Source organism: Streptomyces sp. WG5 (assembly GCF_049974565.1).
Classification (GTDB): Bacteria; Actinomycetota; Actinomycetes; order Streptomycetales; family Streptomycetaceae; genus Streptomyces.
In genome coordinates this window covers 215,862-239,141 of record NZ_JBNGGC010000012.1, presented here as the reverse complement: position 1 = coordinate 239,141, position 23,280 = coordinate 215,862, and the positions used below count along the sequence as shown (strand labels likewise).

Genomic DNA, 23,280 nt, shown 5'->3' with positions numbered 1-23,280 from the left:
AGTTCTCAAGGAACGGACGCTTCCTTTGTACTCACCCGAGAGACTCTCTCAGGCTTTCCTCCGGGCGCTTCCCTTCGGTCTTGCGTTTCCGACTCTATCAGATCCTTTTCCGATCCGATTTCCTCGGTGCTTTCCAGGTTCCCGCTTTCGCGTTTCCCTTTCCGGCGGTTCCGACTCTATCAGATCCTTTCGGCCCTGATTCCCTGTCGACGGGATTTGTCGTAGCTCCTGGGCTTTCGCCTGTCGGCCTTTCGACATTCACTACGTTAGCCGATTCCTCCGTGGACTCATAATCAAGTCCCGCGAGTCGAATTCGAGCATGCGGACACGCAGAATTCGCCCTCGCTGAGAGGAAGACGTAGGTAGTGGGGTGGCCGCTTCCGGCTGCAGGCGATTGCCGTACCCGGGTCAAGCGGCTCGGGCTACGTTACGCGTCCGCCAAGGGAGAGTCAACTCCGGCGGCGCCGCGGCTCAGGCTCCGGCGGACGGCTTGGCTCTCGGGCTCAGTCGGTACGCCGAGACTGTCGGATCATCGGCCAGGTAGAAGCGGTGCTGCCAGTCGTGGGCTCTGCTGACGCCCACCCGAGGGCCGACCCGGACGAGCGCAGCGGGTACCGGCTCGCCCTCGGACAGCGCGACCGACGCGCCCGTCAGCAGGTCTGTGCCGTTGTGCTCCGCCGTGATGCCGAGCGCCTGGCAGAAGTTCCCCGGACCCCGCGCAAGACGTGGGCTCTCGACCTTCGCTCCTCGCCGCTCGCGCGCCAGGTCTTCCCCTTCGATGACCCTGCCCGCCCGGATGAGGACGGCCGACGCGATGCCGTCCGTGCCGGTGACGACGTTGGCGCACCAGTGGAGACCGTGGGACCGGTAGACATACAGGTGTCCTGCGGCTCCGAACATGACGGCGTTGCGGGGTGTCCGGCCTCGGTAGGCGTGGGAAGCCGGGTCAGCCGTACCGGAGTACGCCTCGGTTTCCGTGATGGCGATGCTCACGGCCCCTTCGGAAGTCCTGCAAGTGAGGACGCGCCCGAGCAGCTTGGGGGCGACCTCTTCCGCAGGACGGGCGAGGAAGTCGACGTTCATGCTGACCGCCCTGACATGCCGTGGGTGGCGTAGGCGTACCCGTGTCCGGGGGGAGGGGACATCACGCCGTTGCGGGGTGGACGACCGCTGCGGACGAGGGAGCCGGGATCGTTCTCACCGTCGTAGGCCTCGACCCCTGTCGGGCGGAGGATGACCGGGCCGCCCGGGGTGTCGCGCACCAGGGTGCGGCCCAGGAGGTCGGGGGCCCCTTCGGGGACGGGGCGGTCGAAGGGATTTTCGGGCAGAGGCGTACGGTCGGGGCTCGCGATCATGCCGTCCGAGCGTAACGCAGCCGAGGGCCTGCGCGGGGTGGCCAGGGCTCGTGCGCCTTGCCAGGGTGTGGGGCGCGGAACCGGCCACGGTCGAATCGCGTTTGTAGGGATCAAGGGTTCACACAATGCCTGGAGAGGGAGAGACATGGCGTTCAAGAAGCTGCTCGCGAGCCTGGGGGCCGGCGGGGCCTCGGTCGAGACCGTGCTGAGTGAGGTCAACGTCGTTCCGGGCGGTGTCGTCCAGGGTGAGGTGCGGATCCAGGGCGGGTCCGTCGACCAGCAGATCGAGGCGCTGTCGGTCGGTCTGCAGGCCAAGGTCGAGGTGGAGAACGGCGACCAGGAGTACAAGCAGGACATCGAGTTCACGAAGAGCCGGCTCGGCGGTGCCTTCGAGCTGAAGGCGAACGCGGTGCACGCGGTGCAGTTCGGCCTCGAGATCCCCTGGGAGACGCCGATCACCACGATCGACGGGCAGTCGCTGCGCGGGATGGACATCGGTGTGACCACGGAGCTGGAGATCGCGCGCGCGGTCGACTCCGGTGACCTGGACGCGATCAATGTGCACCCGCTGCCGGCCCAGAAGGCGATCCTGGACGCGTTCATCCAGCTCGGCTTCCGTTTCAAGAACGCGGACATGGAGCGCGGGCACATCCGGGGGACACGGCAGAAGCTGCCCTTCTACCAGGAGATCGAGTTCCTCCCGCCTCAGCAGTACCGCGGGCTGAACCAGGTCGAGCTGAGCTTCGTGGCGGACGCGCAGGCGATGGACGTCGTGCTGGAGATGGACAAGAAGCCGGGGCTGTTCAGCGAGGGCAGCGACACGTTCCGTTCCTTCCAGGTGGGGCTGAACGACTACCAGGGCACCGACTGGGTCGCGTACCTCAACCAGTGGCTCTCCGAGGTCGGCAGCAAGCGGAACTGGTTCTAGGGGTCCTAGGCTCGGTCGTCTCAGCACCGAACGATCAGGAGGTACCGAGGTGACCGACCTCAAGCGGCGTCCACTCCCCCATGCCTTCCACCCGCCCGTGCCGTCGTTCACGGTCACGAGTGAGGACGTCCAGGAGGGCGCGACGCTCAAGGACGCTCAGGTCCACGCGGCCGGCAACACCTCGCCGCAGCTGCGGTGGGAAGACTTCCCCGCCGGGACCAAGAGTTTCGCCGTGACGTGCTACGACCCGGACGCCCCGACCGGCAGCGGGTTCTGGCACTGGGTGGTGTTCGACATCCCGGCCTCGGTGACCGAGCTGCCGGCCGGCGCGGGCAGCGGCACATTCGAAGGGCTGCCGGAGGGGGCCGTACAGGCGCGCAACGACTTCGGCAGCAAGGACTTCGGCGGTGCCGCGCCGCCGCCCGGGGACGGGCCGCACCGGTACGTGTTCACGGTGTACGCCGTGGACCAGGAGAAGCTGGGACCGGACGCGGACAGCACCCCGGCGTTCGTCGGTTTCAATCTGCGGTTCCACGCCATCGGGCGTGCCCAGCTGATCGGTGAGTACGAGGTGCCCGCCGAGGGTTAGTGTCCCGAGCGTTCACGGAACGTTTGCCCGCCTCTGGTCTTGGAATGGATCAGGGGCGGGCATTTTTGTTGCGGGGGTGGCGGGGGCGTGGCCCCCGCAGGAGCAGCAGATATTGCGTTGTCCATCCCGGCGTGCCCGGCCAGAGTTGATCCCAGCCCGCCAGGGGGTGGGCCGGTGCGCACGGGAGGTGGGCTGGTATGCGGGACACGCTGGTACTGAACGCGAGCTTCGAGCCGTTGTCGACGGTGACGCTGAATCGAGCCGTCGTTCTGGTGCTCCAGGACAAGGCCGTCGTCGAACAGGCCCACCCCGAACTTCGGATGCGCGGAGCCGCGCTCGACATACCGGCGCCCCGGGTGATCAGGCTGTGCCAATACGTACGGGTGCCCTTCCGAAGACGCGCCCCGTGGTCGCGGCGGGGCGTGCTGGTCCGGGACCGGCACCGGTGCGCCTACTGCGGGCGACGGGCGACGACCGTCGACCACGTGGTCCCGCGGTCGCACGGCGGGCAGGACACCTGGCTGAACACGGTGGCCTCGTGCGCGGAGGACAATCACCGCAAAGCGAACCGGACGCCGGAGCAGGCGGACATGCCGCTGCTCCGGGTGCCGTTCGAACCGACTCCTGCTGACGCGATGCTGCTCGCGTTGGGGCAGGACGACTTCGACGCTCTGCCGGAATGGCTGGCCCAGCCTGCCGCATAGCCCGCGACCGCGGTCCGCTGCGCCGATGGGGGCGCACCTCTGGTGAGAGGTGCGCCCCCATCGGCGCGGCGGGTACTGCCGTCAGTCGATGGACGGCTTCTCGCGCCGCTCCTGGGCCGGGACGCTCGCGCCGCCGCCACCGCCCGAACCGCCGCCCAGGCCGCCGAAGTTGCCCATGGCGCCGGACAGGCCCTTGAGGGCGTCGCCGATCTCGCTGGGGACGATCCAGAGCTTGTTGGCGTCGCCCTCGGCGATCTTCGGGAGCATCTGGAGGTACTGGTAGGAGAGGAGCTTCTGGTCCGGGTCGCCGGCGTGGATGGCCTCGAAGACCGTACGGACGGCCTGGGCCTCGCCTTCGGCACGCAGGGCGGCGGCCTTGGCCTCGCCCTCGGCGCGCAGGATCTGGGACTGCTTCTCGCCCTCGGCGCGCAGGATCTCGGACTGCCGGACGCCTTCGGCCTGGAGGATCGCGGCGCGCTTGTCGCGGTCGGCGCGCATCTGCTTCTCCATCGAGTCCTGGATGGAGGTGGGCGGTTCGATGGCCTTGAGTTCGACGCGGTTGACGCGGATGCCCCACTTGCCGGTGGCCTCGTCGAGGACGCCGCGCAGGGCCGCGTTGATCTCCTCGCGGGAGGTCAGGGTCCGCTCCAGGTCCATGCCGCCGATGATGTTGCGGAGTGTGGTGACGGTCAGCTGCTCGATCGCCTGGATGTAGCTGGCCACCTCGTACGTCGCGGCGCGGGCGTCGGTCACCTGGTAGTAGATGACCGTGTCGATGTTGACGACCAGGTTGTCCTGGGTGATGACCGGCTGCGGCGGGAAGGGGACGACCTGTTCGCGCAGGTCGATGCGGTTGCGGATGGTGTCGATGAACGGGACGACGATGTTGAGGCCCGCGTTCAGTGTCCGCGTGTACCGGCCGAAGCGCTCGACGATGGCGGCGCTTGCCTGTGGGATGACCTGGATGGTCTTGATCAGGGCGATGAAGACCAACACCACCAGGATGATCAAGACGATGACGACCGGACCCATCGTGGTTGTCCGTCCCCTTCTCCGCTTCGGCGCTCTGGCAGATCCTATTGACCCTGACGACTGCTTACTGACCCCGACGACTGCTGATCTTACGGCCGTTGAGGATCTTGCTGGTCGAGTCTGACAGACCGTCGCGCACCTCGGGGGGTGTTCGGTCCACTTTCGTCCGGCGAGGTCACATGATGATCGCCGTGGCCCCCTCGATGTCCACGACGTCCACTTCCTCGCCCGTCTCGTAGACGCGCCCGGTGTCGAGTGCGCGTGCCGACCAGACCTCCCCGGCGAGCTTGATCCGACCGCCGGAGCTGTCGGTCCGTTCCAGTACGACGGCCTGTCTGCCCTTCAACGCGTCCGTTCCCGTGGCGAGTTGCGGCCGTTGGGAGCGGTGCCGGGCGGCGATGGGCCGGACGACGGCGATGAGGGCGACCGAGGCGACGACGAAGACGAGCACCTGGACGACGACGTCCGCGCCGAACCCGGAGGCGACGGCGGCGGCGACCGCGCCGACGGCCAGCATCCCGAACTCCGGCATCGCCGTCACGACGAGCGGAATTCCGAGCCCTGCCGCGGCGACGAGCCACCACACCCATGCGTCGATGTCGTTCACACGGTCATGGTAGGTCCGCGGGACGCACCGGGACAGGGCGCACGGGGGGCGGTCAGGACAGAGGGAGCCCCTGTGCGGTCCAGCGGTCGCCGACCTGCTCGACGACGAGCGGCAGCCCGAAGCAGAGGGAGAGGTTGCGGGAGGTGAGCTCGAGCTCCAGCGGGCCTGCCGCCATGACCTTGCCCTGACGGATCATCAGGACGTGGGTGAAGCCCGGGGCGATCTCCTCGACGTGATGGGTGACCATGATCATCGAGGGGGCGATCGGGTCACGGGCGAGCCGGCCGAGGCGGCGGACGAGGTCCTCGCGGCCGCCGAGGTCGAGGCCGGCGGCCGGCTCGTCCAGGAGCAGCAGCTCGGGGTCGGTCATCAGGGCCCGGGCGATCAGCGTGCGCTTGCGCTCGCCCTCGGAGAGGGTGCCGAACTTCCGGTCCAGGTACTCGGTCATGCCGAGACGGTCGAGGAAGGCACGGGCACGCTGCTCGTCGATGTCCTCGTACTCCTCCTGCCAGCCGGCGGTCATGCCGTAGGCGGCGGTCAGGACGGTCTGCAGGACGGTCTGGCGCTTGGGCAGCTTGTCGGCCATGGCGATGCCGGCCATGCCGATGCGCGGGCGCAGTTCGAAGACGTCGGTACCGGGCTCGCCGAGGGTCTCGCCGAGGACGGTGGCGGTGCCCTTGCTGGGGTAGAGGTAGCTGGACGCGACATTGAGGAGGGTGGTCTTGCCGGCGCCGTTGGGGCCCAGGATGACCCAGCGCTCACCCTCCTTCACCGACCAGGAGACCTGGTCCACCAGAGCCCGGCCCTCGCGGACCACGGATACGTCCTGAAGCTCCAGAACATCGCTCATGAGCGCGTTGTCTCCCCTTGCATTGTGGCCGGTCTCGGCTGTCGCGTACGCCTGTGGCTCGGGCCGCCGCGCCGGTGGGCGCAGGCCCTCCAGGAAATCTACGCCACCGGTCGGCTTCACCGTTCCATCGGTCCGGTCCTTAGGGTGGGGGGCATGCTCTCGGAACCACGCGCAGGGCGCCTTGCCGCCTGGGGAAATGCCCTTATTGCCGGAATGGTCTCGCCGGATGACGCCGCGCTCGCCGTTGTCGGTGAGGACGCGGTGCACCGGGTGGAGGGGCTGCCCGGTGAATCGGCGCCGGTCGGTCTCACGCTGGCGCTGGGGCGGCTGCGGGCGCTCGGGGCGACCGGACTGCGGGTCGCGCTGCCCGCGCCCGGTCATCCGCTGGGGCTGAGCGGACCGGCGGACTTCAACGCGCGGGCGCTGGAGGCGGAGGAGGCGGTGATCTGCCACGGTGCCGCGCTCGGGCTGGTGCCGGAGGTGTGCGAGGCCGGGCCCGAGGGTGATGTCCATGTCGAGGTGGTCTGGCACTGCCTGCCGGTGCGGGAGGCGCCGCCGGCCGACGTGCCCTCGCTCGGGGAGGCGGAGCGGGAGCTGGCGGAGGCGTTGCGGGACGCGACGGAGGTGCTGACGCGGCTGGATGTCGCCGGGTCGGGGCCGGTGGCGGAGGCGGCGGTCGCGGCGTACCGGGCGCGGTCCGAACACGGACGGGAGGTCCTGGCGCCGGGGTATCCGCCGCGGGCGGTGCGGGTGCTGGAGCTGGCGCAGCGGGTGGGGGCCCTGGTGTCCCTGGCGTATGAGAACGGCCACGGCGGTGCGGTGAGCGCGTCCGAGATGGCGGCGCGGGGGGAGGCGTTGCGGCCGGTGGAGCGGACGGCTCGGCGGGCGCAGGTCGCGGCGTACAACTCCGTCGTGGAGGAACGGGAACGGGGGGTGCGGTGACGTCCCTTGGTTGCGCGGGGGCGACGTCGCGCGGGGTGGGGTGACGTCTCTCGGTGGGGCCCCGGCGTCGGGGCGGGCCGGGGGTGGGGGCTGCCCGGCGTTGCGGGGTGCGGCTGCGCCGCCCGTGCCGCCCCAGCGGCACGACTGCCCGCAGCTGGGGGAGCCGGGAACACGACCGGCCTCCCGGGTGGGGCCCGGGAGGCCGTGGTGGGCTTGGTGGCCGGCCTGGGTCAGTGGTTGACGCCGTGGTTGCCGAAGGCCGGGTTCAGGAGGCCGATGACGTTGACGCTGTTGCCGACGGCGTTCACCGGGATGTGGACCGGCGCCTGGACGACGTTGCCGGAGGCGACGCCCGGGGAGCCGATGGCCTCGCCGTGGGCGACGGCGCCATCGGTGGCGGAAGCCATGCCCGCGCCGGCGGCGATCAGCCCGCCGGCCATCATCGTCACGGCCGCTGCCTTCTTCAGGTTCTTCACTTACAACCCCTCCTTGCGATTGCCGCCGCAGTCGCCGCGGCACGCACTGGAGAACGGTCGGACCCCCCACAGGATGCGCCATATGGGGGACATTCCCACGACGGTATGAATCTCCGACCGGAAGGGAACCCTCCGGGTTGCCGCCGCGTACGGGGCGACCCGTCACGGATCAGCCGGTGGCACCGTGGCGCACGGCCCACAGCGCGGCCTGAGTGCGGTCCGCGAGGTCGAGTTTCATCAGGATGTTCGAGACGTGGGTCTTGACGGTCTTCTCCGAAAGCACCAGCGCGCGGGCGATCTCCCGGTTGGAGCGGCCGTCCGCTATCAGGGCCAGCACTTCGCGCTCCCGCTCCGTGAGGGCGCCGGCTCTCCCCTGGCCGGAGTTGCCCTCCTCCTGGGACAGGAGGGCGCCCGCGACCTCGGGCTGGAGCAGGATGTGGCCCGCGTGGACGGAGCGGATGGCTCCCGCCAGCGCGTCGGGATCGACGTCCTTGTAGACGTAACCGGCCGCACCCGCCCGCAGGGCCGGGACCACGGTGCGCTGTTCGGTGAAGCTGGTGACGACCAGCACCCGCGCGCGGTTGTCGAGCTCGCGGAGTCTGCGCAGCGCCTCGACGCCGTCCATGCCCGGCATCTTGACGTCCATGAGGATCACATCGGGTTTCAGTTCCTCGGCGCGGTCGACCCCCTCGGCGCCGTCCGCGGCCTCGCCCACCACCTCGATGTCGTCCTGCACCTCCAGGAAGGTGCGCAGGCCCCGGCGGACCACCTGGTGGTCGTCGACGAGCAGCACCTTGATTGCGTCAGCCACCGGGGACCTCCATCTCGATCGTGGTGCCCTTGCCGGGCGCCGATGACACGGTCAGCCTGCCGCCGGCCCCGCCGGCCCGGTCCCGCATCGAGACGAGGCCCAGGTGGCGTCCCGCGCGGCGCACCGCCTGCGGGTCGAAGCCGGTGCCGTCGTCGGTGACGCGCAGTACGGCCCCGGTGCCGCGCCGGTGCAGCGTCACGTCGACGTGTTCCGCCGCCGCGTGGCGCAGGGCGTTGTGCAGCGCCTCCTGGGCGACGCGCAGCATCGCCTCCTCCTGGGCGGCGGGCAGGGCCTTGACCCCGTGGCCGGCGAAGGTCACGCGTGCGGTGTGGGCGCGGTCGAGGACCTGGACATGGGTGCGGAGGGTGGCGACCAGGCCGTCCTCGTCCAGGGCGGCGGGCCGCAGCTCGACGACGGCGGCGCGCAGCTCGTCGGCGGCCTCCGCGGCGAGCGCGGCGACCTGTTGCAGCTCGCCCTTGGCGCGCGCGGGGTCGCGGTCGACCAGGGTGGCGGCGGCCTGGGCGGTCAGGCGCAGCGAGAACAGTTTCTGGCTGACCGCGTCGTGCAGTTCGTGGGCGAGGCGGGAGCGTTCCTCGGCGATGGTCAGCTCGCGGCTGCGTTCGTACAGGCGGGCGTTGGTGAGGGCGATCGCGGCGTGCTGGGCGAGGATGCCCAGCAGCTCCTCGTCGTCCGGGGTGAAGCCGCAGGTGCCCTCGGGTCTCGCGCAGTTCTTGTTGGCGAGGAACAGGGCCCCGATGACCTCGTCGCCGTCGCGGATCGGCAGGCCCAGGAAGTCGGCCAGGTCCGGGTGGGCGGACGGCCAGCCGCCGAAGCGGGGGTCCTTGCGGACGTCGGCGAGGCGCTCGGGCCCGGCCTCGTGCAGCATCGCGGCGAGGATGCCGTGCTGGCGCGGCAGGGGGCCGATGGCCTTCCACTGTTCCTCGCTGACGCCGTCGACCACGAACTGGGCGAAGCCGCCGTGGTCGTCGGGGACACCGAGTGCCGCGTACTGCGCGTCGAGCAGCTCGCGGGCCGAGGCGACGATCGTCTTGAGGACGTCGCGCACCTCGAGGTGCCTGCTCATGGCCAGCAGCGCGGAACTCACCGCGGCGAGGCCGGACCGGGGGCCGTGACTCATGTCCTCACGGTACCGGCGGGGTGTGACACCGGGATCGGACCTGTGACCGCCTTCGCCTAGGGCGCCGGGCCTAGGCCGGAGGTCCTGCCCACCGGTCCTAGGGCGAAGGCCCCGCACGGTTGCGGCCCGTGCCCGACGCGCCGGCGCGGCCCGGTTCCTACGGTGAGGACCACGCCGAGCCGATCAGGCGGCGTGGACGACGAAGGGACGTGTGTCATGCCGGTCGCGATCATCACGGGAGCGTCGAAGGGCCTGGGCCGGGCGTTGGCCGAGGCCCTGGCGGCACGGGGCTGGGACCTGGTGCTCGACGCCAGGACGGCGGCGGTGCTCGAGGAGACGGCGGCGGCGCTGGAGGCGTACGGCACGCGCGTGGCGGCGCTGCCCGGGGACGTCACCGACGCCGGGCACCGGGCCGGGCTGGTGGCGGCCGCCCGGCGGCTGGGCGGGGTGGACCTGCTGGTCAGCAATGCGAGTGCGCTGGGTGCGGAGCCGCTGGTGCGGCTGGAGAGGCTGGCGCTCGACGGGCTGCGGCGGGCCGTGGAGGTGAACGTCGTGGCCGCGTTGGGCCTGGTCCAGGAGGCGCTGCCGTCGCTGCGGGCGGCCCCGGCGGGCGCAGTGCTGACGGTCAGCTCGGACGCCGCGGCACAGGCGTACGAGACGTGGGGCGGCTACGGCGCGTCCAAGGCGGCCCTGGACCGGCTGGCGGCGGTGCTGGGCGCCGAGGAGCCCGGGGTGCGGGTCTGGGCGGTCGACCCCGGGGACATGGCCACGGACCTGTACGCGGCGGCCGTACCGGACGACGACGATCCGCGGCCCGATCCGGCGAGTGTCGTCCCGGCGCTGCTCAGGCTCCTGGACGAGCGGCCGGCCAGCGGCCGCTACGGGGCTCCGGCGCTGCTGGAGGGAGTGCGATGACGACGGTGCCGCACGTTCCGCGGGAGCTGTCGGCACGGGTGCCCGCCGAGCAGCGCGGGCCCGGACTGGACCGGGACGCCGTGCGGCTGCTGGTGTCGCGTGGCACCGAGGTGTCGCATCACGTGTTCGGTGAGCTGCCGGAGCTGCTGCGGGCCGGTGATCTGCTGGTCGTCAACACGTCGGCCACGCTGGCGGCCGCCGTCGACGGGCGCGTCGGGCACGCGCGCGTGGTGGTGCACTTCTCCACGCGGGGGGACGACGGCCGGTGGGCGGTGGAGCTGCGGGTTCCGGACGGGAGGGGCACCACGCGCGCGCGTGCGGAGGTAGAGGCAGGGGCAGCGGAGTCAGCAGGGCGTGGAGGGCTTCCTCCGGAGGGGGGCGGGAGACGGGCGGGAGGACAGGAGGGGACGAGGGTGCGGCTGCCCGGCGGTGCGCGGCTCGTGCTGGAGGAGCCCCTGAGTGCGCGCGGGGAGCGGTTGTGGTGGGCCCGGGTGTCGGGAGCCGAGGTGCCCGTGCTGCTGCGGGAGTACGGGCGGCCCATTCGCTACTCCTACACGGAACGGGATCAGCCGTTGTCCGCGTACCAGACGGTGTTCGCGCTGCCGTCCGCGGACGGGTCGGGCAGCGCGGAGATGCCGAGCGCGGCGCGGCCCTTCACGGCGCGGCTGGTGGCGGAGCTGGTGAGCCGGGGGGTGCAGTTCGCGCCGGTGACGCTGCACACGGGGGTGGCTTCGGCTCAGGCGCACGAGCCGCCGTACCCGGAGCGGTTCTCCGTGCCGGAGACGTCGGCGCGGCTGATCAACGCCGCGACGGCGGGGGACGGCCGGGTGGTGGCCGTCGGGACGACGGCTGTGCGGGCGGTGGAGTCGACGGCCGGTGCCGACGGACTCGTACGGGCTCGGACGGGTTGGACCGATCTGGTCGTGACTCCGGAGCGCGGGGTGCGGGTGGTGGACGGGCTGCTGACGGGGCTGCACGAGCCCGAGGCCTCGCATCTGCTGATGCTGGAGGCGGTGGCGGGGCGGGCGGCGCTCGACCGCGGGTACGACGCGGCGGTCCGGGGGCGCTACCTGTGGCACGAGTTCGGGGACGTCCATCTCCTCCTGCCGCAGGAGCGCGGCGCAAACCCTCACAGATTGCATTGCTCCAGCAACCAACGGTGAGAAGAGCGGGGGGCCGGTGTGAGCCCCCGCATAGGGTGCACGTCACGTACGAAGGAGGGTAGGAGAACGACTCGTCCGTTTTGACCGGGCCGGATAGTCCAATCTGCCCGGTTTCACCCCTCCCTGATCCACTACCTCGGATCGTACGTCACACCTTTGCCTCCGGATTTTGCGACCGCTAAGAATTGCTCTCGTCGCTCAACGCGGCGGGTCCCGCCCCGCGGCGTTTGTGCCGGAAGCACCAACTGTCCCCACCGGACGAGAGCGACCTCCGCGCTATTCGAAGAGGTCTATCCCGCCATGCCCAAGAACATCTTCACCCGTGGTCACAGTCGTCCCCTGAACCGCACCCACAAGATGGCGATCGCCGGTGTCGGCACGCTCGGCGCCGCCGCCGTCGCCCTCACCGCGGTTCCGGCCAGCGGCCAGACGACCACGAGCGAGGCCGCTCCCACGGCCAAGGTGGCGTACAGCACCGAGCGGATCCAGGACGTGCACGCCGGTGTGACCGGCCACCTCGCCGGTGCCGGCCAGAAGGTCGCCTCCATCGAGGCGAAGCAGGAGGCGGCCACCAAGGCCACCGCCAAGAAGGCCACCGCCGAGAAGGCCGTGGAGAAGCGCGAGGCCAAGGAGACCGCGAGCCGGTCCGCCAAGCGCGTCGAGGCCAAGCAGGTCCCGACAAAGAGCTACGCCGACAACCTCGACGGCTGGATCCGCGAGGCCCGGGACATCATGAAGAAGCACGGCATCCCGGGTAGCTACGAGGGCATCCACCGCAACATCATGCGGGAGTCCTCCGGCAACCCGAAGGCCATCAACGACTGGGACATCAACGCCATCAACGGCATCCCGTCGAAGGGCCTGCTCCAGGTGATCCCGCCGACGTTCGAGGCCTACCACGTGCCCGGCACCTCCAAGAACATCTACGACCCGGTCGCCAACATCGTCGCCGCCTGCAACTACGCGGCGGACAAGTACGGCACCATGGACAACGTCGACAGCGCGTACTGAGGTCAGCGCGGACCTCTTCACGCCGGCTCGCGACCGAACGCCGAAGGGCGGCACCCTCAGGAGGGTGCCGCCCTTCGGGGCGTCTCGGCCGCGGGTCACTTGCGCATGACCTCGGGCTCGTGGCGGCGCAGGAAGCGGGCCACGAAGAAGCCGCAGATCACCCCGAGGACGATCAGCGCGGCCATGTTCAGGCCCCAGGCGCCGACGGTGTGCTCCCACAGCGGGTCCGCCTCGGCGCCCTTCTCCGGCGGACTGACCCGGTTGAAGTCCAGCGTGGCGCCGGCCGCGGCGACCGCCCAGCGCGACGGCATCAGGTACGAGAACTGGTTGACGCCGACCGCGCCGTTCAGGGCGAAGAGGCAGCCGGTGAAGACGACCTGGATGATCGCGAACATGACCAGCAACGGCATGGTCTTCTCCGCGGTCTTCACCAGCGAGGAGATGATCAGGCCGAACATCATCGAGGTGAAGCCCAGCCCCATGATCGGCAGGGACAGCTCGACGAGCGTCAGCCCCCCGAGGACCAGCCCCTCCTCCGGGATCTCCCGGGTGGCGAACCCGATGACGCCGACCAGCAGGCCCTGCAGCACGGTGATCACGCCGAGTACGAAGACCTTGGACATCAGGTACGCGGACCGCGACAGGCCGGTCGCGCGCTCCCGTTCGTAGATGACCCGTTCCTTGATCAGCTCACGGACGGAGTTGGCGGCGCCGGCGAAGCAGGCGCCGACCGCGAGGATCAGCAGGACCGTGGTGGCGGTGCCGTTGGGAACGATCCGGCCGGTCTGCGGGTGGGCGGGGTTGGGCAGCAGGCCCTTGTCGGCGTCGATGAGCAGGCTCACCGCGCCGAGCACCGCCGGCAGGATCACCATCAGGGCGAGGAAGCCCTTGTCGGAGACGATCACCGAGACGTAGCGCCGCACCAGCGTGACGAACTGGGACATCCAGCCCTGCGGCTTCGGCGGCTTCATCGCCTGCATCGCCGGGACCTGAACGGCCTGCGGGGCGACGGCGTCGATGTCCGCGGCGTACATCTGGTAGTGCTGCGAGCCCTTCCAGCGGCCCGCCCAGTCGTAGTCGCGGTAGTTCTCGAAGGCGGAGAAGACGTCGGCCCAGGTGTCGTAGCCGAAGAAGTTCAGCGCCTCCTCCGGCGGGCCGAAGTAGGCCACCGAGCCGCCCGGCGCCATCACCAGCAGCTTGTCGCAGATCGCCAGCTCGGCCACCGAGTGGGTGACGACGAGGACGGTGCGGCCGTCGTCGGCGAGGCCGCGCAGCAGCTGCATCACGTCGCGGTCCATGCCCGGGTCGAGACCGGAGGTCGGCTCGTCCAGGAAGATCAACGACGGCTTGGTGAGCAGCTCCAGGGCGACGGACACGCGCTTGCGCTGGCCACCGGACAGGGAGGTGACCTTCTTGTCCTTGTGGATGTCGAGCTTGAGCTCGCGCAGCACCTCGTCGATGCGGGCGTCGCGCTCCGCGCCGGTGGTGTCGGCCGGGAAGCGCAGCTTGGCCGCGTACTTCAGGGCCTTCTTGACGGTCAGTTCCTTGTGCAGGATGTCGTCCTGCGGGACCAGCCCGATGCGCTGACGCAGCTCGGCGAACTGCTTGTAGAGGTTCCGGTTGTCGTAGAGGACCTCGCCCTGGTCGGCGGGCCGGTAGCCGGTGAGCGCCTTGAGCAGGGTCGACTTGCCGGATCCGGACGGGCCGATGACCGCGATCAGCGACTTCTCGGGCACGCCGAAGGAGACGTCCTTGAGGATCTGCTTGCCGCCGTCGACCGTGACGGTCAGGTGACGGGCGGAGAACGAGACCTCACCGGTGTCGACGAACTCCTCGAGCCGGTCCCCGACGATCTGGAACGTCGAGTGGCCGACGCCCACGATGTCGCTCGGGCCGAGCAGCTGGGAGCCGCCCTTGGTGATCGGCTGGCCGTTGACGTACGTGCCGTTGTGCGAGCCGAGGTCGCGGATCTCCATGCGCCCGTCGGGCGTCGAGTGGAACTCCGCGTGGTGACGGGAGACCTGGAGGTCGGAGACGACCAGATCGTTCTCCAGGGCACGGCCGATGCGCATCACGCGGCCGAGCGAGAACTGGTGGAACGTGGTCGGGCTGCGATCGCCGTAGACCGGCGGCGCCCCCGCCGCGCCACCGGTCCCCTGCTGCTGCGGGAAGTGCGGTACACCCTGCTGCGGCTGCTGCGGCTGCCAGCCGGCCTGCTGCTGCCCGTGCTGCGGGGCCTGCTGCTGCGGCTCCTGTACCGGCGCCTGGTGCGCCCAGCCCGCGTCCGTGCCCCGAGCGGCGTACGGCTGCTGCTGGGCCGCCTGCGGCGCGCCCGCGGCGGCCTGGGCTCCGGTCAGGTTCAGACGCGGTCCGTCGGTCGCGTTGCCCAGGTTCACCACCGTGCCGGCGGCGAGCTCCATCTGCTGGATGCGCTGCCCGTGCACGAACGTGCCGTTGGTACTGCCGTGATCCTCGACGACCCAACTGCGGCCGTTGAAACTGATCGTGGCATGCCGCCAGGAGACCCTGGCGTCGTCGAAGACAAGCTCCCCCTGCGGATCGCGTCCGAGCGCATATGACCGGGACGGATCGAGCGTCCAGGTCCGTCCATTTGATTCCAGTACGAGTTCCGGCACTCCATGCCCCACTGAGTTGTCCCCCGATGTACCCCCGTCGCGGGGAGTCCAGGGATGTCGAACATCGGGGGGCACTATTTCAGGCTCGGGCCCCTGACCGAAAGTCGGACCTTGTGAAAGCCGCGTGGGCATCCATCGGCCGTTCCCGTTGACGGGGTTGAAACCTGCCCGGACAGTGGTATTCCACGCGAGGGGGACATGCGCGGCGACTGGGCCGCGCAGCGGATCGGGGGGTCTGCCATGAGTGCGTCCACGAGCGTCGGATCCGAGGAGTACGGCACCAAGGTGCCGTGGGGAGACGTCCTGCTGTCCGCGATCGCCTCCGTGAGCTGGGCGTTGATCGGCATGGCGGGAACGGCGGCGCTCGGGCTGCGCCTGCTGGACGCGGACGCCGCGGGCTCGTTGGGGCCGATGACCGCGGCGGTCGTGGCGCTCGGCGCGGGCGGTTCGGTCACCCCGACCGGTGATGTGTCCGCGTTCGGACTGCAAGGGGCCGAGGCGCACATGGCCATGGAGATGACGCCCCTGGGCGTGGGTCTGGTCGGTGCGCTGCTGCTGTCGTTCTTCTTCCTGCGGTCCCTGCGGGCGGCCGGAGCCGTGGTCGCACCCGCCGAACTCCTCGCGCGCGCGGGTGCGGTGACCGCTCTGTTCGTGGGGATGACGGGCGGGCTGGCCTGGGCGGGCCACGACGTCATCACGATCGACGGCGGCTCGCTCGGAGTCGACGGCCTGCCTGGCGGCGGGGGCGGTGGTCCTGAGATTCCGGGGCTCGGCGACGTGGGTGACATCGGCGGGCCGCTGCCCGGCCGGATCGGTGACCTCGTCGACGCCGAGGCGGCCGTCGGCTTCACCGTCGACACCGCGCCGACGCTGCTGGGCGGCCTGGTCTGGTCGGCCGGGGTCCTGCTGATCGCGCTGCTGGCCTCGCGCCGCGCTCCCCTGCCGCGCGGGTGCGAGGCCGTGCACCGGGTGGTGCGGCCGGCCGTGTCCGCTCTGGTCACGGTGGCGCTGACGGCGGTGGCGGCCGGCTTCGCGGCGGCGGCCTACGCGGCGATCGGCGACGACCATCCCCGGCGGATCGCGGGGGCCGCGTTGCTGGGCGCGCCGAACGGGGTGTGGCTCGGCATTCCGATCGGACTGTTCGTGCCGTGGGACGGGCGGGCCACCGGTGAGCTGGTCCGGGTCCTCCCGGCTCCGCTGGACGAGCTGCTGGGCGCCGGCGCCGAGCGGCCGGTCACGCTCGGGCGGCTGGCGGAGCTGGACCAACGGGTGTGGCTGCTCGGGGTGGCGGCGGCGCTGACGATGCTGATGAGCGGGGTACTGACGGCGGTACGGACTCCCGTGGCGCCGGGCGAGGCACGCTCGCCGGCTTTCGCCGGGCGGTGCGCCGTACGGCTGGGCGTCGCGACCGCGCTGGCGCTGCCGCTGCTGGTCTGGCTGACGGAGGTGTCCGTGGACGCCTCGCTGTCGGTGCTCGGCTTCGACGCCTTCGGCGCCAGCGTCGACCTGCGCGGACGCCTCGGTACGGCGCTGCTGCTGGGTGCCGTGTGGGGCGCGGGGGCGGGGGCGGCCGGGGCGCTGCTGGCACGGGCGAGCGGGGCGGCGGGGTCGGGCGCGACGGCGTTGGCACGGGGCGCCTGGACGGCGGGGGCGGGTGCCGCGGGCGGGGGTGGCGCGAGGGCCGGCGGTACGGCGCACGCGGGGCCGCCGCCCTCGGGGCCCTACCGGCCGGGCGCGCCGCACCGGCCGCCCAACCCTGGCACCAACCCGTACCTGCGACTGCGGGAAGGGGCGGGAGCGGAGGCAGGAGGACCCGAGGACGCGCGGCCGGCGGGGTCGCACACCCCTCCGCCGTCCGACGCCGGGCGGGCGCCGGGCGGCGGGCAGCCCGGCTCCGGCGCCCTCCCGCCTGTCGGCACCGGGCGGGAAGAGAGCCGTGCGGGCCGGCGGTCCGGGAGCGCGGGGCAGCAGCCCGACGGCGACGAGCAGCAATCCGGCGACGACGTGTACGGCGCCCCTACCGTGGCCGGGCCGCTGGGACCGCGGCCGGGAACGCCGCGTCGGCCCCCGGGACCCGGGGAACGGCCCGGGGGCCGGCCGCCGTCCCGGTGGGGTGAGGGGCCCCCGCCGCCGCCTCCCCCGCCTCCGGCGCCACCGCGGCGGCCCAGGGGCGGTCGGTAGGACCCCGGGCACGAAACGGGGGCGGCCGCGGTCGCTCCGCCGGGCCGCTCGGCCGCCGCCGGGCCGCTGGAGCCACCGCCTGAGCGCCCCGGTGGCCTGCGCTTCCGGCAGCGCCCGCCCGATCCCCCTCCGTCCGGGGACGACGGTCCGCTCCTCCGCCACCCGCGGCATCGGGGCCGGAGCCGGAGCCGGAGCCGACGGGGAACTGGCCGGGCGCTGCGCCCGCCCGATCCGCCTCCGTCCGGGGACGACGGTCCGCTCCTCCCCCACCCGCGGCACCGGGGCAGGAGCCGGAGCCGACGGGGAACTGGCCGGGCACGAAGCGGACCCCTGCCGAAGCCCCTCGGGGACGCGGGACCGCTGACCCCGCCGCCAGCCGAGCCGGGACCGCTGTCCCCGCCGTCCTGAGCCCGGCCCGGTGGAACCACCGCCCTGGGCACCGTGGGCGCCGGCGTCCCCGCCGGGGGAGGGTGGGCGACCACCGATTTCACCGCCTTCCGCTTCCAGCGCCGCCCCGCGCACGCGGGACCGCGGTGAACGTGACGGCGCGGGCCGGACCCGCCCCGGGGGCCGTGTCCGTCAGGCGGACCTCGGGCGCGGGAGGCACCGGGTGCCGGATACGGTTGGAGCACCATGAGCGCTTCGCAGACCTCTGACGTTCCCACGCTTCTCGTCAAGATCTTCGGCAAGGACCGACCGGGCATCACGGCCGGCCTGTTCGACACCCTCGCCGCCTACTCCGTCGACGTGGTCGACATCGAGCAGGTCGTCACCCGTGGCCGGATAGTGCTGTGCGCGCTGGTGACCGAGCCGCCCCGGAGCCTGGAGGGCGATCTGCGGGCGACCGTCCACAGCTGGGCGGAGTCACTGAAGCTGCAGGCGGAGATCATCTCCGGTATCGGCGACAACCGGCCGCGCGGTCTCGGCCGCTCCCTGGTCACGGTGCTCGGCCACCCGCTCACCGCGGAGGCGACCGCTGCGATAGCGGCCCGGATCGCCGAGTCCGGCAGCAACATCGACCGCATCTTCCGGCTGGCCAAGTACCCGGTGACCGCTGTCGAGTTCGCGGTGTCCGGCGTGGAGACGGAGCCGCTGCGCACCGCGCTGGCCACCGAGGCCGCGGCGCTCGGTGTGGACGTCGCGGTCGTCTCGGCGGGGCTGCACCGGCGGGCGCAGCGCCTGGTCGTGATGGACGTGGACTCCACGCTGATCCAGGACGAGGTCATCGAGCTGTTCGCCGCGCACGCCGGCTGCGAGGACAAGGTCGCCGAGGTGACGGCGGCCGCGATGCGCGGGGAGCTGGACTTCGAGCAGTCGCTGCACGCGCGCGTGGCGCTGCTGGCGGGGCTGGACGCCTCGGTGGTGGACAAGGTGCGCAGCGAGGTACGGCTGACGCCGGGTGCCCGCACCCTGATCCGTACGCTGAAGCGGCTCGGCTACCAGGTGGGGGTCGTCTCCGGCGGCTTCACCCAGGTCACCGACGATCTGCAGGAGCGGCTGGGGCTGGACTTCGCCCAGGCCAACACGCTGGAGATCGTCGACGGCAGGCTGACCGGCCGGGTCACCGGGGAGATCGTGGACCGGGCGGGCAAGGCCCGGCTGCTGCGCCGGTTCGCCGCCGAGGCGGGCGTACCGCTGGCGCAGACCGTGGCGATCGGGGACGGTGCCAACGACCTGGACATGCTGAACGCGGCCGGGCTCGGGGTCGCCTTCAACGCCAAGCCGGTGGTGCGCGAGGCCGCGCACACCGCGGTGAACGTGCCCTTCCTGGACACGGTGCTGTATCTGCTCGGGATCACCCGCGAAGAGGTGGAGGCGGCGGACACCCTGGACGAGGGTCTCGGCGAGGGCGTCGGCCTGCCCGCCGACCGGATCTGACGCACGCACCCGGCCCGGGCGCCTCGTACGGCGAGGGCCCGGACCGCCTGGGTGCCGGGCCCTGTCGCGCGGGCGCGGGTCAGTCGGTCGGCGCCCAGTAGTCGACCAGGGAGGCCGCGCCCGGCTCCACGTCCTTCCAGGAGCCCGTGAAGGTCAGGACGGCGAAGGCGGCGGTCGGGAAGCCCCGGTGGCCCATCCGCTCGCGGACGTCGTCCTCGGCCGAGCCGGCCAGGATCTCGGCGAGTGCTTCCATGCCCGGGTTGTGGCCGATCACCAGCACGTTCCGCAGGTCGTCGGGGGTCTCGTTGAGCACGGCGATCAGCTCGCCGGGAGAGGCCTCGTAGATCCGCTCCTCGTAGACGGTTTTCGGCCGCTGCGGGAACTCCGCGACGGCGAGCTTCCAGGTCTCGCGGGTCCGGACCGAAGTGGAGCACAGGGCCTGGTCGAACGGGACGCCGGTGTCCGCGAGCCGGCGCCCGGCCTCTGCGGCGTCCTTGCGGCCCCGATCGGCGAGCGGCCGCTCGTGGTCGGTCACCTGTGGCCAGTCGGCTTTCGCATGCCGGAAAAGGACAATCCTGCGGGGTTCTGCGACGCTCATGGCATCCAGCTTCGCATGAAACAGGCCACGGGGCGCAGGGAGTTGACATGCGGATTCAACGCCTCGGGCGGATCCGGGGCGCCGGTCCGGCCTCAGCGACCGAGCAGCTGCCGCACCAGCTCCAGGAGGTGGGCGATCGCGGGTTCACCGGCGGTGGCGTGGGCCTCGGCGGGGTCGAGTATCAGCAGGAACAGCACGACGAACGCGAGCACGGGCAGGGCGAGGGCCCACCAGGGCAGCCGGATCTCGACGCCGCCCGCGGTGGTCCGGGGAGGCCGGGTGTGGGTAGGGGCCGGCATGAGTGCCTCCGCTGGTCTTCGAACGTCGCTGGTCCGTGCTCCGCGGCCCGCCTGCCGCGGGCACGACTCGAAGCTACGGAATCCGCGGGCCCCAACCCATCCGGAAGTCCACCCACTTGACCCTGACCCTCGCCCCCTAGGGGATGGGGGGGCTAACCCCACCACCGGGCGGCCGGGGCGGGATCACGGTGCGGCGATCGTCGCGATGACGCCGATGATCACGAAGATCGCGAGGAAGCCACCGAAGACGTACAGCATCTTCTTCTGGCCGTGCTGGGGGTTCGGGTCGAGGACTGGCATGCGGCAAGTCTCGCATCCGTCGCCCGCACCGGGGCAGGCGGGCCGCTTCCGCCGCCGGCGCGCCCCTGCCGGCGCCGGGGACCGCTCCCGGGGCGTCAGCAGGCCCCTGCCCACGCCTGGAGGCCGCTCCCCCGGAACCGGCAGGCCCTGCCCACGCCGGGAGGCCGCTCCCTGGAGCCGGCAGGCCCCTGCCGGAGTCAGCGGGCCGCTTCCTCCTCCACCGTGCGGTCGCGCCCCGCCAGGAAGCCCACCACCATCTGCGGCACCATCAGGGCGCTCATCAGTGCGATCGGCAGCCCCCAGCCGCCGCTGTGCTGGTACAGCACGCCCACCAGCAGCGGACCCGGGATGGAGATCAGGTAGCCGGTGCTCTGCGCGAAGGCGGACAGCTGGGCGACGCCCGCGCCCGTCCTGGCCCGCATCCCGACCATGGTCAGCGCGAGCGGGAAGGCGCAGTTGGAGACGCCGAGCAGCAGGGCCCAGGCCCAGGCACCGCCGGCCGGCGCGACGTACAGGCCGGCGTATCCGGCGAGCCCGCACACGCCCAGTACCAGCACGATCGGGCCCTGATGGGGCAGGCGGGTGGCCACGCGCGGGATGACGAAGGCGAGCGGCACGCCCATCACCATGATGACGGCGAGCAGCAGCCCGGCGGTGCCGGCGGACACACCCGAGTCCCGGAAGATCTGCGCCATCCAGCCCATCGTGATGTAGGCGGCGGTGGCCTGGAGGCCGAAGAAGACGGCGAGGGCCCAGGCCGTGCGGCTGCGGGTGATCCGCAGCGGGGGCTGCTCGGCGGGCCGCTCCGCCTGCCGGTCCGCGGGGCGTGCGGTCGCGGGCTTCCCGGTGACCCCGGGAGCCTCAGGAGCCTCGGAGCCCGCGTCGGCCTCGCCGGAAGGGTCCGGGGCGGGCGCGAGCGTCGACGGTGCCCTCCGTTCGCGTACGAACGGGATCCACGGCAGGACGGCCGCCGCCGCCACCACGGCCCACACCGCCAGGCCGGGCTGCCAGTCCCCGCCCAGCGCGTTCGTCATGGGCACGGTCGCCGCGGCGGCGATCGAGGTGCCGAAGGCGAGGGCCATCGAGTACAGGCCGGTCATGGAGCCGACCCGGTCGGGGAAGAAGCGCTTGACGATGACCGGCATCAGGACGTTGCTGACCGCGATGCCCATCAGCGCGAGGGCGGTGGCGGCCAGGAATCCGGCCGTGCCGCCGGCGTACGGGCGTATGAGCAGGCCCGCGGCGATGGCGGCCATGCCCGCGCAGACCACCGCGCCGGGCCCGAAGCGGCGGGCGAGCCGCGGGGCGGTGACCCCGAAGACGGCGAAGCAGAGCGGGGGCACGGAGGTGAGGAGCCCCGCCACGCTGCCGCTCATGCCGAGCCCGTCGCGGACCTCCTCCAGGAGCGCGCCCAGGCTCGTGATGGCGGGGCGCAGGTTGACCGCGGCCAGGACGATGCCGAGGAGGAGCAGGCGGGTCGTCCACGTCGTCCACGCGCGCGTGCCGGGCACCCCGTGCGCCCCGGGCACCTCGCCGGGTACCCGGGCGTCGCGTGCGGTCGCCCCGCCGGGGTTCGTGGATCTCATGGTTTCCGTCCGAGTCTCCGTCCGGGTTTCGTCACTAGCCATGAGGCCATCATAGAATCATGGGATGATTGGTTGTCCATTCCGGCGTCATCCGGTGTCCGGTGGCTGTCCGCCGCCGGGACTCGCGTGCGAAGGTGAGCCATGCCCCTGAGCCATCCCCGTCGTTCGGCGCTGTCCGAGCAGGTCATCGCGGCACTGCGCCAGCAGATCGCCTCGGGCGAGTGGCCGGTCGGCTCCCGCATCCCGACGGAGCCCGAACTGGTCGAACAGCTCGGTGTCGCCCGGAACACGGTCCGTGAGGCGGTCCGCGCGCTGGCCCACAACGGTCTGCTGGACATCCGCCAGGGCTCCGGCACGTACGTCGTGGCGACCAGCGAGCTGGCGGGCGTGATGCAGCGCCGCTTCGCCGAAGCCGACCCCCGGCACATCGCGGAGCTGCGTTCCACACTGGAGTCCGCCGCCGCCCGGCTCGCCGCCGAGCGGCGCACGGAGAAGGACCTCAAGCAGCTCGACGCGCTGCTGGTGCGCCGCGAGGAGGCCTGGGAGTCGGGTGACACGGAGGCGTTCGTGACCGCGGACGCGACGTTCCACCTGGCCGTCGTGGCCGCCTCGCACAACGACGTGATGACCGCGATGTACGCGGACCTGGGCGAGGTGATGCGGGACTGGCTGCGTGTGGACGTCGGCGGCGAGCTGACGCCGGAGACGCACATGGACCACACGCGGCTGGTCGACGCGATCCGCGTGGGGGACGCGGTGACGGCCGCCCAGGAGGCGGCCGGCTATCCGTTCCTGTGCCGGCCGGGCCGGTTCAGCGCGCCCGCTGATGGCTGACCCACGCCGCCTGGACCTCCTTCCAGCAGCGTCCGTCCAGTCGTACGGTCTGCGCGGGCCCCGCCGCAGCCGCCGAGCCGTCGCTGTCGAGGTCCCACCAGCGGACGCACTCGATGTGCAGGCGCACGTGGTCGGTCTCCGGGAACGGGTTGTGGCAGTGGGCGGTCACGTGGGAGTCGTCGACGCGGACCCTGCACGCGGCGCCGAACGGCTCCGCCGGCGCGGAGTCCCCGGAGTCCCCGGTGGGCACGCGCGCGTGGGACACCGCTTCGTACGGCAGGAACAGCACGCAGGCGACGGCGGCGGTCACTGAGGCCAGGCGGGAGAGCAGACGCACAGGGGACCTCCTCGGCCGTACGGGAACTGGGGAGGGAAGGCGCGTGGTGAAGAAGGTGGAGAACCCGTACTCCAGCGTGTGCCGCCGGCCGCCCCGCCGCCCGGCCGACT

General features: G+C 71.9%; 22 protein-coding genes and 2 pseudogenes. 10 read left to right on the top strand and 14 right to left on the bottom strand.

Annotated features, from left to right (window positions below):
- Window positions 1-471 precede the first annotated feature (471 nt).
- A complete protein-coding gene (locus ACP4IX_RS15710; protein WP_426555865.1) occupies window positions 472-1,083 on the bottom strand; it encodes a DNA-3-methyladenine glycosylase in 612 nt (203 codons plus the stop codon).
- Window positions 1,084-1,097: 14 nt separating this feature from the next.
- A pseudogene (locus tag ACP4IX_RS15705) lies at window positions 1,098-1,355 on the bottom strand (DNA-3-methyladenine glycosylase); the annotation flags it as partial.
- A 145-nt stretch (window positions 1,356-1,500) separates the two neighbouring features.
- Here ACP4IX_RS15705 and ACP4IX_RS15700 point away from each other — a divergent pair.
- From ACP4IX_RS15700 to ACP4IX_RS15690, 3 genes are all read left to right on the top strand, one after another.
- On the top strand, window positions 1,501-2,283 hold the full coding sequence (locus tag ACP4IX_RS15700) for a sporulation protein (RefSeq protein ID WP_426555864.1): 783 nt from the start codon (window positions 1,501-1,503) through the stop codon (window positions 2,281-2,283).
- Between the two features lie 49 nt (window positions 2,284-2,332).
- Window positions 2,333-2,872: a YbhB/YbcL family Raf kinase inhibitor-like protein gene (locus ACP4IX_RS15695; protein WP_426555863.1), complete on the top strand. Its 540-nt coding sequence runs from the start codon at window positions 2,333-2,335 to the stop codon at window positions 2,870-2,872.
- Between the two features lie 197 nt (window positions 2,873-3,069).
- Window positions 3,070-3,576 carry an HNH endonuclease gene (locus ACP4IX_RS15690; protein ID WP_426519439.1) on the top strand — a complete coding sequence of 169 codons (507 nt, stop codon included), beginning with the start codon at window positions 3,070-3,072 and terminating at the stop codon, window positions 3,574-3,576.
- A gap of 81 nt (window positions 3,577-3,657) precedes the next feature.
- Here ACP4IX_RS15690 and ACP4IX_RS15685 read toward each other — a convergent pair whose 3' ends face one another.
- The 3 genes and pseudogenes from ACP4IX_RS15685 to ACP4IX_RS15675 all read right to left on the bottom strand — a co-directional run.
- Window positions 3,658-4,608, bottom strand: a complete 951-nt coding sequence (locus ACP4IX_RS15685; protein ID WP_426519437.1) for an SPFH domain-containing protein — start codon at window positions 4,606-4,608, stop codon at window positions 3,658-3,660.
- 175 nt (window positions 4,609-4,783) lie between these two features.
- Entirely contained in the window at window positions 4,784-5,215 is a 432-nt protein-coding gene (locus tag ACP4IX_RS15680; RefSeq protein ID WP_426519435.1) for an NfeD family protein, read from the bottom strand.
- Window positions 5,216-5,534: 319 nt separating this feature from the next.
- Window positions 5,535-6,065, bottom strand: a pseudogene (locus tag ACP4IX_RS15675) (ABC transporter ATP-binding protein); the annotation flags it as partial.
- A 153-nt stretch (window positions 6,066-6,218) separates the two neighbouring features.
- Here ACP4IX_RS15675 and ACP4IX_RS15670 point away from each other — a divergent pair.
- Window positions 6,219-7,007 carry a hypothetical protein gene (locus ACP4IX_RS15670; protein WP_426555862.1) on the top strand — a complete coding sequence of 263 codons (789 nt, stop codon included), beginning with the start codon at window positions 6,219-6,221 and terminating at the stop codon, window positions 7,005-7,007.
- A gap of 230 nt (window positions 7,008-7,237) precedes the next feature.
- Here the strand turns inward: ACP4IX_RS15670 and chpE are convergent, their stop codons facing one another.
- The 3 genes from chpE to ACP4IX_RS15655 form a co-directional block, all read right to left on the bottom strand.
- The gene (chpE, locus tag ACP4IX_RS15665) at window positions 7,238-7,483 is read right to left on the bottom strand and encodes a chaplin ChpE (RefSeq protein WP_426519431.1); all 246 of its coding nucleotides are present in this window, start codon (window positions 7,481-7,483) and stop codon (window positions 7,238-7,240) included.
- A gap of 169 nt (window positions 7,484-7,652) precedes the next feature.
- The gene (locus tag ACP4IX_RS15660; RefSeq protein ID WP_426519429.1) at window positions 7,653-8,294 is read right to left on the bottom strand and encodes a response regulator; all 642 of its coding nucleotides are present in this window, start codon (window positions 8,292-8,294) and stop codon (window positions 7,653-7,655) included.
- Entirely contained in the window at window positions 8,287-9,432 is a 1,146-nt protein-coding gene (locus ACP4IX_RS15655; protein WP_426555861.1) for a GAF domain-containing sensor histidine kinase, read from the bottom strand. The genes ACP4IX_RS15660 and ACP4IX_RS15655 overlap by 8 nt, the downstream gene beginning before the upstream one ends.
- Before the next feature lie 216 nt (window positions 9,433-9,648).
- On the opposite strand from ACP4IX_RS15655, the gene ACP4IX_RS15650 reads away from it, so the two are divergent.
- From ACP4IX_RS15650 to ACP4IX_RS15640, 3 genes are all read left to right on the top strand, one after another.
- Window positions 9,649-10,347, top strand: a complete 699-nt coding sequence (locus tag ACP4IX_RS15650) for an SDR family NAD(P)-dependent oxidoreductase (RefSeq protein ID WP_426519425.1) — start codon at window positions 9,649-9,651, stop codon at window positions 10,345-10,347.
- Window positions 10,344-11,510: an S-adenosylmethionine:tRNA ribosyltransferase-isomerase gene (locus ACP4IX_RS15645; protein WP_426555860.1), complete on the top strand. Its 1,167-nt coding sequence runs from the start codon at window positions 10,344-10,346 to the stop codon at window positions 11,508-11,510. Before ACP4IX_RS15650 ends, ACP4IX_RS15645 begins: the two co-directional genes overlap by 4 nt.
- A 300-nt stretch (window positions 11,511-11,810) precedes the next feature.
- On the top strand, window positions 11,811-12,521 hold the full coding sequence (locus ACP4IX_RS15640) for a transglycosylase SLT domain-containing protein (RefSeq protein ID WP_426519421.1): 711 nt from the start codon (window positions 11,811-11,813) through the stop codon (window positions 12,519-12,521).
- A 95-nt stretch (window positions 12,522-12,616) separates the two neighbouring features.
- On the opposite strand, the gene ACP4IX_RS15635 is transcribed toward ACP4IX_RS15640, so the two are convergent.
- Window positions 12,617-15,157, bottom strand: a complete 2,541-nt coding sequence (locus ACP4IX_RS15635; protein WP_426519419.1) for an FHA domain-containing protein — start codon at window positions 15,155-15,157, stop codon at window positions 12,617-12,619.
- Window positions 15,158-15,397: 240 nt separating this feature from the next.
- Between ACP4IX_RS15635 and ACP4IX_RS15630 the strand changes: the two genes are divergently transcribed.
- Both ACP4IX_RS15630 and serB read left to right on the top strand, forming a co-directional pair.
- Window positions 15,398-17,338 (top strand): streptophobe family protein, encoded by a 1,941-nt coding sequence (locus ACP4IX_RS15630; protein ID WP_426519417.1) that lies wholly within the window; start codon window positions 15,398-15,400, stop codon window positions 17,336-17,338.
- Window positions 17,339-17,971: 633 nt separating this feature from the next.
- On the top strand, window positions 17,972-19,216 hold the full coding sequence (gene serB, locus ACP4IX_RS15625) for a phosphoserine phosphatase SerB (RefSeq protein WP_426519415.1): 1,245 nt from the start codon (window positions 17,972-17,974) through the stop codon (window positions 19,214-19,216).
- Window positions 19,217-19,295: 79 nt separating this feature from the next.
- On the opposite strand, the gene ACP4IX_RS15620 is transcribed toward serB, so the two are convergent.
- The 4 genes from ACP4IX_RS15620 to ACP4IX_RS15605 all read right to left on the bottom strand — a co-directional run bounded on the left by ACP4IX_RS15620 (window position 19,296) and on the right by ACP4IX_RS15605 (window position 21,999).
- On the bottom strand, window positions 19,296-19,814 hold the full coding sequence (locus ACP4IX_RS15620) for a SixA phosphatase family protein (protein WP_426519413.1): 519 nt from the start codon (window positions 19,812-19,814) through the stop codon (window positions 19,296-19,298).
- A 92-nt stretch (window positions 19,815-19,906) separates the two neighbouring features.
- Window positions 19,907-20,113 (bottom strand): hypothetical protein, encoded by a 207-nt coding sequence (locus ACP4IX_RS15615; protein ID WP_426519411.1) that lies wholly within the window; start codon window positions 20,111-20,113, stop codon window positions 19,907-19,909.
- A 183-nt stretch (window positions 20,114-20,296) separates the two neighbouring features.
- Complete coding sequence (locus ACP4IX_RS15610; RefSeq protein WP_426519409.1) at window positions 20,297-20,413, bottom strand: SGM_5486 family transporter-associated protein; 117 nt, start codon at window positions 20,411-20,413, stop codon at window positions 20,297-20,299.
- Window positions 20,414-20,610: 197 nt separating this feature from the next.
- The gene (locus ACP4IX_RS15605; protein ID WP_426555859.1) at window positions 20,611-21,999 is read right to left on the bottom strand and encodes a CynX/NimT family MFS transporter; all 1,389 of its coding nucleotides are present in this window, start codon (window positions 21,997-21,999) and stop codon (window positions 20,611-20,613) included.
- Between the two features lie 141 nt (window positions 22,000-22,140).
- Between ACP4IX_RS15605 and ACP4IX_RS15600 the strand changes: the two genes are divergently transcribed.
- On the top strand, window positions 22,141-22,833 hold the full coding sequence (locus tag ACP4IX_RS15600; protein WP_426519405.1) for a FadR/GntR family transcriptional regulator: 693 nt from the start codon (window positions 22,141-22,143) through the stop codon (window positions 22,831-22,833).
- Here ACP4IX_RS15600 and ACP4IX_RS15595 read toward each other — a convergent pair.
- Window positions 22,811-23,170 carry a hypothetical protein gene (locus tag ACP4IX_RS15595; protein ID WP_426519403.1) on the bottom strand — a complete coding sequence of 120 codons (360 nt, stop codon included), beginning with the start codon at window positions 23,168-23,170 and terminating at the stop codon, window positions 22,811-22,813. The two genes, ACP4IX_RS15600 and ACP4IX_RS15595, sit on opposite strands and share 23 nt — an antisense overlap.
- Between the last annotated feature and the right edge of the window lie 110 nt (window positions 23,171-23,280).